Source organism: Micromonospora sp. MA102 (genome assembly GCF_025460765.1).
Lineage (GTDB): Bacteria > Actinomycetota > Actinomycetes > Mycobacteriales > Micromonosporaceae > Micromonospora > Micromonospora halotolerans.
In genome coordinates, this window is sequence record NZ_JAMWEG010000013.1 from 45,671 (window position 1) to 58,500 (window position 12,830).

The 12,830-nt window shown below is 71.8% G+C and carries 12 protein-coding genes; 4 read left to right on the top strand and 8 right to left on the bottom strand.

Going from position 1 to position 12,830, the window contains the following annotated elements; genetic code table 11:
- The first annotated feature begins 35 nt into the window (after positions 1-35).
- Positions 36-683: a hypothetical protein gene (locus tag NFX44_RS23645; protein ID WP_262285780.1), complete on the top strand. Its 648-nt coding sequence runs from the start codon at positions 36-38 to the stop codon at positions 681-683.
- 115 nt (positions 684-798) lie between these two features.
- Here the strand turns inward: NFX44_RS23645 and NFX44_RS23650 are convergent, their stop codons facing one another.
- From NFX44_RS23650 to NFX44_RS23660, 3 genes are read right to left on the bottom strand one after another with little or no spacing between them, the layout of a single operon-like run.
- On the bottom strand, positions 799-1,371 hold the full coding sequence (locus NFX44_RS23650; RefSeq protein ID WP_262285781.1) for a TIGR03086 family metal-binding protein: 573 nt from the start codon (positions 1,369-1,371) through the stop codon (positions 799-801).
- Complete coding sequence (locus tag NFX44_RS23655) at positions 1,358-1,840, bottom strand: SRPBCC domain-containing protein (RefSeq protein ID WP_262285782.1); 483 nt, start codon at positions 1,838-1,840, stop codon at positions 1,358-1,360. Before NFX44_RS23655 ends, NFX44_RS23650 begins: the two co-directional genes overlap by 14 nt.
- The gene (locus NFX44_RS23660; protein WP_262285783.1) at positions 1,773-2,168 is read right to left on the bottom strand and encodes a helix-turn-helix transcriptional regulator; all 396 of its coding nucleotides are present in this window, start codon (positions 2,166-2,168) and stop codon (positions 1,773-1,775) included. Before NFX44_RS23660 ends, NFX44_RS23655 begins: the two co-directional genes overlap by 68 nt.
- 174 nt (positions 2,169-2,342) lie before the next feature.
- Here NFX44_RS23660 and ggt point away from each other — a divergent pair, with 174 nt between their 5' ends.
- Positions 2,343-4,145, top strand: a complete 1,803-nt coding sequence (ggt, locus tag NFX44_RS23665) for a gamma-glutamyltransferase (protein WP_262285784.1) — start codon at positions 2,343-2,345, stop codon at positions 4,143-4,145.
- Positions 4,146-4,232: 87 nt separating this feature from the next.
- Here ggt and NFX44_RS23670 read toward each other — a convergent pair whose 3' ends face one another.
- Both NFX44_RS23670 and NFX44_RS23675 read right to left on the bottom strand, forming a co-directional pair.
- Positions 4,233-4,772 (bottom strand): GNAT family N-acetyltransferase, encoded by a 540-nt coding sequence (locus NFX44_RS23670; protein ID WP_262285785.1) that lies wholly within the window; start codon positions 4,770-4,772, stop codon positions 4,233-4,235.
- A 51-nt stretch (positions 4,773-4,823) separates the two neighbouring features.
- The gene (locus tag NFX44_RS23675; RefSeq protein ID WP_262285786.1) at positions 4,824-5,195 is read right to left on the bottom strand and encodes a VOC family protein; all 372 of its coding nucleotides are present in this window, start codon (positions 5,193-5,195) and stop codon (positions 4,824-4,826) included.
- Between the two features lie 146 nt (positions 5,196-5,341).
- On the opposite strand from NFX44_RS23675, the gene NFX44_RS23680 reads away from it, so the two are divergent.
- Positions 5,342-6,529, top strand: a complete 1,188-nt coding sequence (locus NFX44_RS23680; protein WP_262285787.1) for a hypothetical protein — start codon at positions 5,342-5,344, stop codon at positions 6,527-6,529.
- A gap of 94 nt (positions 6,530-6,623) precedes the next feature.
- Here the strand turns inward: NFX44_RS23680 and NFX44_RS23685 are convergent, their stop codons facing one another.
- Positions 6,624-7,256, bottom strand: coding sequence for an MBL fold metallo-hydrolase (locus NFX44_RS23685; RefSeq protein ID WP_262285788.1), 633 nt, complete (start codon positions 7,254-7,256; stop codon positions 6,624-6,626).
- A 134-nt stretch (positions 7,257-7,390) separates the two neighbouring features.
- Positions 7,391-9,370, bottom strand: coding sequence for an acyl-CoA dehydrogenase (locus NFX44_RS23690; RefSeq protein ID WP_262285789.1), 1,980 nt, complete (start codon positions 9,368-9,370; stop codon positions 7,391-7,393).
- 303 nt (positions 9,371-9,673) lie between these two features.
- Here NFX44_RS23690 and NFX44_RS23695 point away from each other — a divergent pair, with 303 nt between their 5' ends.
- Positions 9,674-11,704 (top strand): hypothetical protein, encoded by a 2,031-nt coding sequence (locus tag NFX44_RS23695; RefSeq protein WP_262285790.1) that lies wholly within the window; start codon positions 9,674-9,676, stop codon positions 11,702-11,704.
- Between the two features lie 122 nt (positions 11,705-11,826).
- Here the strand turns inward: NFX44_RS23695 and NFX44_RS23700 are convergent, their stop codons facing one another.
- Positions 11,827-12,825 carry a hypothetical protein gene (locus NFX44_RS23700; RefSeq protein ID WP_262285791.1) on the bottom strand — a complete coding sequence of 333 codons (999 nt, stop codon included), beginning with the start codon at positions 12,823-12,825 and terminating at the stop codon, positions 11,827-11,829.
- Positions 12,826-12,830: the final 5 nt, after the last annotated feature.

Consider the following 12,830-nt stretch of genomic DNA (forward strand, 5'->3'; position numbering starts at 1 on the left):
CCGCCCACGCCGCAGACCCCCCCGATGGAGACGCCATGACAGTCGATCTCCCCGCTCAGGCGGTCACCGCCGGAGCCGTACCCGAGGTATGTGCCCGTCACGGTCAGCCCGCGACCCGCCGGCGCAGGACGGTGTTCCGCTCCTACACGCCGAAGTGGGTCTACATCCTGCTCCTGTTCGGAGTGCTGCCCTTCGCCATCGTCGCCGCTGTGCTGCAGAAGCGCGTCAAGGCCCCGACCTGGCCGTTCTGCGCCGACTGCGGCCGGTTGCGCACCCGCCGCCTGCTCATCGGCGTCGGCCTGGTGGTGCTCGCGGTCGTCGGCGCGGTGGCGCTGTCCGCCCTGACGGCGCCGAACGACTCGACCGCCGGCGCGATCGTGCTGGTCTTCGTGCTGCTGCTCATCGCGGGGCTCGGCGTGGCCAGCACCGCCGCCAACGGCCCGATCGCCTCCGGATACGTGTCCAACGACGGCAACACCCTGCACGTCCGCCGCGCGCACGACCGGTTCGCCGAGCAGGTCGCGGCCCTGCTGCCGGGCCCCGGGCCGCAGACCCACCAGGCCTACCCGCCCTACCCGCAGGCCGGACCACCGCAGTATCCGCCGTACCCTGCCGCCGCGCCGCAGTACGGCCCCGCGACGCAGGCCTGGCCCGGCCAGGCGCGCGGCGATCAGCCACAGTAGCGATCGGGTCACGGCCGGGCGAGTAGGACGTCACCGCGTTTGAGAGTCGCGACGAAACCGACGTGGGCAGTTCATGATGGGCGCGTGGGCGTAAGGCAGGCCAGACGGGTTCGGCTCACGGCTTCGACCAGAACGGGTCCCGGCCGATGAAGCCCAGGAGTCTGGTCTGGGCATCCGCGTGCTCGGGGACCGCCACTCGCGGGCCGTACTGGCCGGAGGAGCGGATGACCTCCTCCATCTGCTCCATCCCACCGAGGAGTTCGGCGCAGAACTCCGGGTCCAGCGTGTCGTCCTGGCCGGTGGCCCGGGAGAGATCCCAGGTGTGCATGAACACGTCGGTGGTGTAGAACCGGTCGATCGCGGCCGCCAGCGGGAGGCTGCCGAGGTGGGGGTTGGTGAGGTGGCGGTGCGCCGTGTCCGGGTCGTCGAGCACCGCCTGCACGGCGTCGCCGTGGATCTGCCAGGCGGCGACCGGGTCCTCGTCGACGGACGGCCCCTTGGGCAGTTCGATGCCGGCGCCGGAGGCGAGAAAGCCGGGGAACCATTCGGTCAGGTGACGCACGACGTCGCGGGCGGTCCAGCCGGCGACCGGGGCCGGCGTGTCCCACGATCGGGTGCCGAGGACCCGGTCGGTGAACAGCCCGGCAACCTGGCGGTGCCGCTCGGCCGGGCGATCAGACAGCGCCATCGATGATCATCCTTTCCAGCTTCGCGTAGCCCTCGTTGACGCCGACCTCCATGCCGCTGCGCAGCCACGCGTCGCGGCCTTCGAAGCTGTCCACCAGGGACTGGGTCCGCAGCCGCGCACGACCGTCACCCAGGTCCTCGAACCACAACGTCTCCAGCGCGACTCCGTCCGGCTCGCCCTCGAACGTGAAGGTCTGCACGATGCGGTCCGGCCGTACGTCGTGGAAGCAGCCACGGAACCGGTACTCCGTGCCGTCGTGCGTCGAGGCGTACCGCCAGCTGCCGCCGGTGGACGCGTCCCAGTGGTCGATCCGGGTGGCCGTGGCATCGGGACCCACCCACCGGGCGAACAACACGGGATCGGTGTGGGCGCGGAACAGCTCCTCGGGCCGTGCCGCGAAGTCACGACTCGTCCGGATGACCGGCAGCCTCGGGTCGGCCTCGATCGCTGTCTCCGTGATCCGGTCCATGCTCGTCTCCTTCCATCTCCGCCAGGACGGCGTCGAGGCGGCGATAGCGCTGCTCGACGCGGCGCCGGTGGCGCTCGATCCAGGTGTCCATCAGGTCGAAGGCCTGCGCCTCCAGGCGCACCGGCCGGGGCTGCGGCCCGCTCGGCCGGCTGACCAGCCCGGCGTTCTCGAGCACCCGCAGGTGCTTGTAGACGGCCTGCAGCGTCATTCGGTACGGCTCGGCCAGCTGGCTCACGGTCGCGTCGCCCTCCGAGAGTCGGGCCACCATGTCGAGCCGGGTCGGATCCGCGAGGGCGGCGAAGGCCCGGGACAGCGCATCCGTGGTCATCCGTCCCGCCCTTTCAACCCGATGGTTTAAAGCACTCTAGGCGGCCGGCGAAACATCGGTCAACCCGGTTGGACAGTGCCGTGCCGGGGGTCGGCACACCCTTGGTCCTCGGGTTGCCCGCCCTCGATCGGTGGAGTAGGCAGGAGGTTCACTCATGTCGATCTGGGAGGCCAGATGAGACCTCGGGCCCTCGTCACCGCGACCATCGCTCTGGCCACGCTCGTGGCCGCGAACACCGTTCCCGCCCAGGCGAAGCCGGCCGCGCCCCCGAAGCAGCCGGTGGCCGTCGGCTACGGGGGAGCGGTCTCCACCGTGGATGCGACCGCCACGGCCGTCGGCCTGCAGGTGCTGCGGCGCGGCGGCAACGCGGTCGACGCGGCGGTCGCCGCCGCCGCGACGCTCGGCGTCACCGAACCGTTCTCGGCCGGCATCGGCGGCGGTGGCTTCTTCGTCTACTACGACGCGAAGAGCCGGCGGGTGCACACCATCGACGGCCGCGAGGCGGGACCAGACTCCATGAGCGAGACCACCTTCAGCGACCCGGCCACCGGAGCGCCGTACCGGTTCGACGAGGCCCGGATCAGCGGGCTGTCGGTCGGCGTCCCGGGCACCCTGCTCACCTGGCGGGACGCGCTGGACCGCTGGGGCACCCGGTCGCTCGCGCAGCTCCTCACGCCCGCCGCGCGGGTCGCCGAGGGCGGCTTCCCCGTCGACGAGACCTTCGCCGGTCAGATCGCCGGGAACCAGGCGGCGTTCGGCCAGTTCAGCTCGACCAGCGCGCTGTACCTGCCCGGCGGGCAGCCGCCGGCGGTCGGCAGCACCTTCCGCAACCCGGACCTCGCCGAGACGTACCGGCTGATCGCCAAGCGGGGCACCGACGTCCTCTACCGCGGCGAGGTCGGTCGCGATGTGGTCACGACCGTGCAGCACCCGCCGGTGGCGGCGCAGCCGGTCGGCTCGTGGCCGTACCCGATCCGGCCCGCCGGCATGACCGCCGCCGACCTCGCCGCATACCGCACCCGCTTGCCCGCGCCGACCCGGTCGGACTACCGCGGTCTCGAGGTGTACGGCATGCCCACGCCGTCCAGCGGCGGCACCGCCGTGGGGGAGGCGCTGAACATCCTCGAGCAGTTCGACCTGCGGTCCATGACCGCGACCCAGGCGATGCACCACTACCTGGAGGCCAGCGCGCTGTCGTTCGCCGACCGCAACCGGTACGTCGGCGACGGCACCCAGCGCAGCGTGCTGCGCGAGCTGCTCAGCGACGCGTACGCCAAGGAGCGGGCCTGCCTCATCGACCCGTCGGCGGCGCTGCCCAAGCCGGTCGCGCCCGGCGTCCCCGACGGCGCCTACGGCGGCTGCTCGGCGGCGGCGGCCGCCGACGTCCGCGACGACCGCACCGGCACCACCAACCTGACCGTGGCCGACCGGTGGGGCAACGTGGTCGAGTACACGCTGACCATCGAGGCGACCGGCGGCAACGGCATGGTCGTGCCCGGCCGGGGATTCCTGCTCAACAACGAGCTGACCGATTTCAACTTCGCGCCGACCCAGGGCGCCGCGCCCGACCCGAACCTCCCGGGGCCGGGCAAGCGCCCGCGCAGCTCCATGTCACCCACGATCGTGCTGGCCGACGGCCGGCCGTTCCTGGCCGTCGGCTCGCCCGGCGGCGCGACGATCATCACCACCGTCCTGCAGATGCTGGTGAACCGGATCGACCTGGGCATGACGCTGCCGCAGGCCCTCGCCGCGCCGCGGGCGTCGCAGCGCAACGGCGCCAGCACCCAGGCGGAGCCGGCCTTCATCACGGCGTACGCCACCGGCCTCCCGCCGGGCCACGCCTTCTCGCCCACCGCGGAGATCGGCGCGGCGACCGGTATCGAGTTCCTGGCGGACGGCCGGCTGGTCGCCGCGGCCGAGCCCGTACGCCGGGGTGGCGGCGCGGCGGCCGTCGTCGGCCGCTGGGCGCGCGACTGACGACGGGGACCGCGGCGACGGCTCCGGCCCGGCCTGAGCCGTCGCCGTGCTCCTCGGCCCGTCCTGGCGCTGCTCTCGAGCCCGAGTTCAGGCAGACGGCGGGGCCGGGCACCGCTGGCCGAGCCACTGCTCGGCGTCCCAGGCCTGGAACCGCTCGACCTCGGTGAACCCCAGCTTCGCCGCGAGGCGCATCGAGCCGACGTTGGCGGTCTGGGTGGTGAGCACCACCGGCTCGCCGGCAAACGCACCGTCGAACCAGTCGAGTGCCGCCGTGCACGCCTCGGTGGCGTACCCGGATCCCCACGCCTGCGGCAGGAACAGGTAGCCGAGATCGGCCTTTCCCACGGCGGCCGGACGGCGGTGCTCCGTCGCCCTCCTGAGCAGGATCTGGCCGATCATCGCCCCGTCGCGGTCGACGACGAAACTCCCGGGCCACCGCTCGGGCACCGCGGGCATCTCGCGCTCGAGCTCGTCACGCGGGCGGGGGCCGCCGAGGTAGGTGTGCACCTCCGGCGACGCCAGCAGCTCGATGAACGTCGGACGGTCCCGGGCCTCGGACGCACGGAGCACGAGCCGCTCGGTCCGGATCGGCTCAGGCGGCCAGGCGACGGGTCCGAGCTCAGTCATGCCGACCAGAAACGGCGGATCGGTCCTGACGGGGCTGTTGCGGGTCGTCGATCAACCGTTGGGCCGTGACTCGATCGCCTGCAGCGACCACCTGTTGCCGTCAGGATCGCCGAAGTAGACGAAGTTGCCCCATGGCTGCACCTCGACCTCGCTGGCATCGACGCCGGCGTCGAGCAGTTGCCGGCGCGCCGCCTCGGCGTCGGCGACCACAACCTGGATCTCCTGGGTGCCGGGGGTCTTGTCGGTGATGCCCTCACCGATCACGATCGAGCAGGCCGAGCCGGGTGGTGTCAGCTGGACGAACCGCAGGCCCTCGTGCACCGTGTGGTCGTGGTCGGCGTTGAAGCCCACCGTCTGGTAGAACGCCTTGGCCCGGTCGACATCCGTGACCGGAACCGGGATGAGTTCAATCTTCCAGTCCATGGCCCCACCCTAGGACGCGGCTACGACTTTTCGGGCTCCCCGCAGCCTCCGCGGCTACGTGTTCCATCGACCTGCGACCATTGCCCGGGCGGGCTTCAGTCGGTGCCGTACCTGCCCGCCCATGCGTCCGGCCGTACCATCTCCCGGTGATCTCCTCTCGCCGACGGCTGGTCGTCGCGTCCATCCTCCTGGTGTTGGAGGCGGTGGCGTTCGCGCTGTTGGTCACCGAGTCCGTGACGGGTGCGATCGCCGCCGTCGGCTTCACCTGCGTGTCGTTGTGGGTGCACATCGTCCTGCACGAGTGCGGGCACCTCGTCGTGGCGAAGCTGCTGCGCCTGCCGGTCATCGCGGTCCGTATCGCACCCTTCACCGGCTGGCGGAGCGAAGTGTGGGTGCGGCCGACGCCGACGGCGAGCGCGTTGCCGCTGCGGATGGTGTTGTTCTACCTCGGTGGCCCGATGCTGAACCTGTGCACCGCGGCGGTGCTCGGTACCGCGGCGGCGTTCACGAGCACGGCGTTCACCCGCGTGGTACTGCTCGGCGCAGCGCTTGTCGGGGGGCTGCTCGGGGTGGTCAACCTCATCCCCGGGGTGTCGCCCCGCAGCGACGGCCGCAACCTGCTTCGCTGGATCTCGGCGCCGACGGTCGCCCGCGCGGTGCTACGGGCGGGCTACTACCAGGAGGAGGTCAGCAGGACGCTGCGAACGATTGCCCGAGGGGAGGTTGGCGACCATCGTCTTGGAGATCCTGTTCGTGACGGCGACGACCCGCGACTGGCGCTCGCTGCCTTCCGACAGCGCTGGAGCATGGGGCACACGCACTCGGCGGCGGATTTCATCGCCGACGCCGAAAGGCTCGCGGCGTTGGCGCGCGAAGACAGCACCGACCCCATGGCCGCCGCCGCAATCGGGCAGGTGCTCACCGTCCAGTTCGGGCTGTGGTACCTGTACGACGCAGTGGTGAACGGCTCACCGGTAGAACATCGAGAGGTCGTGGAGATCTCGGAACTGGCCCAGCTCGCCTTCCACGTGCAGCCGCACGTGCTGTCCGCTCGTATCGCCATGAGCCTGGCCCACCTGCTCAACGAGCGGCCGGAGCATGCGCGGTCGCTGCTTCTCGACATCCGGCCGGGTGTCGACCCGCCGGACCTCCGCAACGTCGCGTTTCTCCTCAGGACCATTGCCGAGTGTTACCTCGGCAACCACGCCGATGCGGACGTCCTCCTCAGGGCGGCCGGCGGCGACTACCCGCAACTCACCCAGGTGGCTGTCGCGATCCGCGCAGCCGACCCGGCGCCGCACCTGTTCGCACTGGCACCAGTGGTCGGCACCTAGGAGCTCGAGCAGCCCCTCCTGATCACGCATACCGGGATCACCCTCATGAATGATCACGAGGCACCCGCGGATTGCCGGTTACTGAGACACGCTCTTAGCGGATTGTCACCGACTCACCGACCGGGATGCGCGCGTACTCGGTGCCGCCCTTGAAGTCCAGCCAGCCGTCGAAGTACTCCTGGCCGAGCTCGTTGAGCGTGGCGTCGTGGATCGGGAACGCCCGCTTCGGCCGCACCGCCCGCACGAAATCCAACGCCTCGCAGAGCTTGAGCCAGGGTGCGGCAGCCGGCACGAGCAGCGTCGCCACCGGCGACGGCGGGACGAACAGCGAGTCCCCCGGGTGGTAGACCGTGCCGTCGACGACGAAACCGACGTTGGCGCAGCCGGGCAGACCGTCGTAGATCTCGGCGTGTGCCCCGCCCACCACGTCGACGGCGAACCCGGCCGCCGTGAACCGCTGCCCCGCATCGACGGCGACCGCCGCGCCGCCCAGCTCGGGGGCCGACTCGATCGCTGCCGACGGCAGGTACACCCGGAACGCGCAGTTACGCCGACTCGCTGCCACGAGCTTGGCGATGTCGAGGTGGTCGGGGTGCTCGTGCGTCACCAGCACCTCGTCGACCCCGTCGAGCGCTTCGGCCTCCGAGAACGTCCCCGGGTCGATCACCAGCACCCGGTCGTCCGCCTCCAGGCGCACACAGGCGTGGCCATATTTGATCAAGTGCATGCGCCCACTATGGCAGGGACGGTCGAAGGCGCCCTGTTCGATCAGGTTGTGTCGGAGATCCGCCGACCGGGCCGAAGGTCAGCGAGGTCACCCGTGCGCCGGCGCGGCCGGCGGAACACCGGCCGGGGCACGCGCTACGCCGCCACGGCCTGCGGATCACCGGCGGCGTCGTGGGCGGCCATCGTCTCCTGCCGGAGAGGTTCCTCGCGCAGGATGGCGCAGTGCAGCCACGCGTCCGGGATGCCGAAGCCGTCCACCAGCGTCCGCATGTACGGGCGCAGCTCCTTGAGCAGGCCGTTCACGACTCCGGTCACCGCCTTCGAGCGGGCCGGCGTGAGCCGGCCGTGCTCCAGGAGCCAGCCCTTGTTGGCCTCGATGACGGTGAGCGCGTACAGGTCGCAGACCCGGGAGAGCAGCGCCCGGACCGGCGGGTCGGTGGCGTCCTCGATGCCGGCGACGAACGCCTCCAGCGTGACCCGGTCGATGTGCGCGGCCGCGACGGCGAGAACATGGTCCTGGACGTCGTTGAAGATGTCGAAGGGGCGGTCCTTCTTCGTGGCCGCGCCGTTGCGCAGGCGGCGGACCGCGCCGTCGAGCAGGTGCCTCTCCCGGTCCTCGAAGACCTTGAGCTGCCAGCCGCGGTCGGTGACGGCGACCTCCTCGTCGCGGCCGGGCACCGCGCTGATCAGCCGCTCGATGAGCGACCGGGCGGCGGTGCGCTCGAGGACCATCTCGCGGACGTGTTCCGCGACGAAGGAGGCGCGCCCCCAGCCGTCCAGGGAGCCGAACGCGTCGCGGTAGCCGGTGAGCAGGCCCTTGGCCACCAGTTGCAGCAGCACCGTGTTGTCGCCCTCGAAGGTGGTGAAGACGTCGGTGTCGGCCTTGAGGCTCGGTAGCCGGTTCTCGGCCAGGTAGCCGGCGCCGCCGCACGCCTCGCGGCACATCTGGATGGTGCGGGTGGCGTGCCAGGTCTGCGCGGCCTTGAGACCGGCGGCCCGGGACTCCAGCTCCCGCTGCCGGTGCTCGTCGACTGGCCCGTCGCCGCCCTGCACCTCGTGCAGCGCGGTGACCAGCTCGGTCTGGGCGAAGTGCAACGCGTACGTGGTGGCCAGGGCGGGCAGCAGCTTGCGCTGGTGGGCCAGGTAGTCGTTGAGCAGCACCTCCCGCTCCGCGTCGGGCGTGCCGAACTGCCGGCGGATGTCGCCGTAGCGTACGGCGATGGTCAGCGCCGACCTGGTGGCCGCCGACGCGGCGCCGCCCACGCTCACCCGGCCGCGTACCAGGGTGCCGAGCATGGTGAAGAAGCGGCGGGAGTCGTTCTCGATCGGGCTGGAGTACGTCCCGTCCTGCGCGACCTGACCGTACCGGTCCAGCAGCATGTCCCGCGGCACCGTCACATGGTCGAAGCTGAGCCGCCCGTTGTCCACGCCGAGCAGGCCGGCCTTGGCGCCCGCGTCGCCGATGGTCACGCCGGGCATGGGGTTGCCCTGCGCGTCGCGGATCGGGACGAGCCACGCGTGGACGCCGTGCCGCCGCCCGTTGGTGACCAGCTGTGCGAAGACGACCGCCATCCGCCCGTCGCGCGCCGCGTTGCCGATGTAGTCCTTGCGGGCGGCCTCGTGCGGGGTGTGCAGGTCGAAGGTCTGGGTGTGCGGGTCGTACGTGCAGGTGGTGCGCAGTTGCTGGACGTCGGAGCCGTGACCGGTCTCGGTCATCGCGAAGCAACCGAAGATCTCGCCGGAGATGATGTCCCGCAGGTACGCGTCGTGGTGCCGTTTCGTGCCGAGGGCGCTGACGGCGCCGCCGAACAGGCCCCACTGCACGCCCGCCTTGACCATGAGCGACAGGTCGACCTGCGCCAGCATCTCGGTGGCAATGATCGAGCCTCCCACGTCGGATCCGCCGCCGTACTCGGTCGGGAAGGCCGACGCGATCCCCAGCTCGGTGGGGAGTTCCCTGAGCAGCCGGGTGATCCGCGCACGGGCCTCGTCGCCGGTCTCGCCGTAGACCGGGAGGAAGCGCGAGTCGAGGTGCTCCCGGTGCGCGTTGCGGACGCCGGCCCACGGCCCGTCGAGCACCTCCCGCAGCCGGGCGAGGTCGATGTGATCGGACATGGGGCACCCCTCCGCTGGCGGACATATGGGTACAGTCTGTACTCGATCAAGGGTACCGGCTGGTTGGCGTCGCCCGCCGGATAAGGCCGCGGTGAGACCGGCCACCATGGCGCCTCTCGCCGGGCACCCGATTCCCTCAAGCGGTCGCACGGTATCCGGCGACGATCCCGCCGTACCGCGGCGAGGGCATGGGCAACGGCCGGCCCGGTCGCCGGGCCTTGCCGAGATCCATTCACGAGCGTAGGAAGAACACCACCCGTCGACCGCCGCGTCGACGCACCGCCAGTGCCGAAGGAGAAGCGCGTGGCCACACCCAGACGGCTCCGTCTCGCCGTGTCCGTGCTGGTGACCGCGGGCGCCGTGCTGCTCGGCACGGGCGCCGTCGCGGCACCCGCGGCCCCCGCGCCGACCCCGGACCGGACGTGCGACCCGATCGACCCGACCGCCTGCCTGCTGCCGTTCCCGAACGACTACTTCACCGTGCCGGACCGGACCAGCCCCACCGGCAGGCGGGTGCGGATCGCGACCTCGGCGATGCCCGCCACCGTGCAGGGGACGCCGATCGACCCGGCGGAGTGGAACCGGCAGGACGGGTTCAGCCCCGGCTCACCGATCCTGGTACGCGTGCCCGGCCTCGACGCGGCGGCGACCGGCATCGCGCCGGTCACCGACATCGGCCGTTCGCTGGCGCCCGACGCGCCGATCGTGCTGCTCAACGCCCGCACCGGCGAGCGCACCCCGTACTGGGCCGAGCTCGACGCGCACGCCGCCGGCCAGCCCGACCGGCAACTGCTGATCATCCGGCCGGCGGTGGCGCTGACCGAGGGCACCCGGTACGTCGTGGGCCTGCGCGGCATGCGCGACGCCACGGGGGCGACCATCCCGGCGCCGAAGGCGTTCCGGGCGTACGTGACCGGTGCCGGCCTCGGTCATCGGGACGACCGCGCCCCGCAGATGAAACGGATCCTCGCCGACCTGGGCCGGACCGGCGTCAAGCGGCACAGCCTCTACCTGGCCTGGGACTTCACGGTGGCCAGCCGGCACGGGCTGACCGGGCGGATGCTGGCGATCCGCGACACCGCGTTCGCCGCCCTCGGCCGGGCCGTGCCGTCGTTCACCGTCACCAAGGTGACCGACTACGCACCGGAGCAGGATCCGCTGATCGCCCGGCAGGTGACCGGCACGGTCGGCGTACCGTCCTATCTGACCGGCGACGGCGGGCCCGGCTCGCGTCTGCACTACGGACCGGCCGGCGGCGACGGCACGCCGCCGGAACCGAACGCCCTGCCGACGCCGTCCGGAGCGACGGTGGCGGCGGACTTCGTCTGCAACATCCCGCGCAGCGCCTCCGCCGCGAAACCGGCGCACCTCTCGCTGTACGGCCACGGCCTGCTCGGCAAGCCGACCGAGATCAACGCCGGCAACGTCAAGACGATGTCGAACACCTACAACTTCACCTTCTGCGCGACCAGCTGGATCGGCATGGCCGCCGGCGACGTCCCTTACGTGGCCGGCGCCTTCGGCGACCTCAGTGCCTTCCCCGCCGTGGTGGACCGGTTGCAGCAGAGCTTCCTGAACTTCCTCTTCCTCGGTCGCGCGATGATCCACCAGGGTGGGTTCGCCGCCGACCCGGCGTTCCGGGACGCCACCGCGCGGCCGCTGATCGACGTGGCCGGCGGGCTGCACTACGACGGCAACAGCCAGGGCGGCATCAACGGCGGCGCGCTCACGGCCATCGCCCAGGACTGGACCCGGTCGGTGCTCGGCGTGCCGGCGATGAACTACTCCACGCTGCTGCAACGCAGCGTGGACTTCGCCCCGTTCCAGACGATCATGGACGGCTCCTACCCGGACAAGGTCGACCAGCAACTGATCCTCGCGCTGCTTCAGATGCTGTGGGACCGCTCCGAGGCCAACGGGTACGCCCAGCACATGACCGACCGCCCGTTGCCCGGCACCCCGGCGCACCAGGTGCTGATGCACGTGGCCTTCGGCGACCATCAGGTCTCGCCCGCCGCGGCCGAGGTGCAGGCGCGCACGATCGGCGCCCGCCTGCACACCCCCGCGCTCGCCGACGGCTGGTCGGCGGACGTGCGGCCGTACTGGGGAATCGCGCCGATCCGCAGGTACCCCTACACGGGATCGGCGATCGTGATCTGGAACAGCGGCACGGCGTACGCGCCACCGCCGACGAACCTCGCCCCGGCCGGGCCGGAGTACGGCGACGATCCGCACGAGTTCCCGCGCGCTCAGGCCGGAGCCCAGCGGCAGAAGGCGGTGTTCCTGCTCTCCGGCAAGGTCGTCGACGTCTGCGCGGGCACACCGTGCCCGTAGAAGGGGCCGCGGCGCCCGCAGCCCCGCCGGGTGTGCGCACGGTGCCCGGTGATGACGATGTTCCTGGTGGCCGTGGTGGTGGCGGTCGGCTGCGTCGGCCCGGTGGACGTGACCCGACAACCTCAGAGCAGGCCGCGCTGGACTGCGCGGACGCCGGCCTGGAACCGGCCGGTGGCGTCGAGTTCGTCGAGCAGCGCGGCGATCCGGCGGCGGACCGTCCGTGGGCTCACCCCGAAGTGGCGGGCGATCGACTCGTCCTTCATCCCCGCGTTGAGCAGGTCGAGGAGTTCGTTCGTGTCGGGGTCGCGCGCCACCGCGCCGCCGTCGCGGCCCGACCCGAACCGGATGGGGCTGGCGTGCGACCACAGTTGCTCGAAGATGGCCTGGAGACCGTCGGTCAGCGCCGAACGCGCCGCCACGACCGAAAGGGTCTCCGGCGCGGTCTCTTCGCCGGCGAGGAGCACCACGGCGGTCTCGCGGTCGACCACCAGCAGCTTCATGGGTACCTGCGGCAGAGTCCGGGCCTCCTCGCCGTTGTCGACCATCCACTGGATCCGGGCGACCAGCGCCGGTTCGTCGAGGACCTGGCTTGCGTACAGCGAGCGGAACCGGACGCCTCGGCGCAGCAGACCGAGTTCGGCGTCACTGACGTGCGTGCTGCTCGGCGCGACGTACGGCGGGCTGTCGATCCCGACCACCTCCGTCCTCGCCGAGCCGAGCAGGTCGTAGATGCGGCTCGCAGTCGCCGTGCGCCCCTCGACCACCTCGAACAGTCGTCGCGGTTGAGTACGCATCAGGCCGGCGGCGAACACCCGCGACAGCTCGTACGACGCGGCCTCGAGCCGGTCCAGGGCATGCCGGCGGTCCCGCACCAGCGCGGCCAGGCCGGCGAGCGGGTCCACGGCCTGGTAGCGGCCGTCGTCGGCGCTGTCGTGACGTAGCAGGCCCAGCGACACCAGGCGGTCCAGCGCGGCGCGCACCTGCGCGGCCGAGCACGCCAGTGCCTCGGCGTGCGACCCTGCGTCGGCCCCGGGGTCGAGCAGGAGCCGCCGGTACACCTGTTGGTCCAGGTCGGACAGCCCGATCAGATCCCACGCACCCGGCTCACCGTTGCCCGTCACAGCCG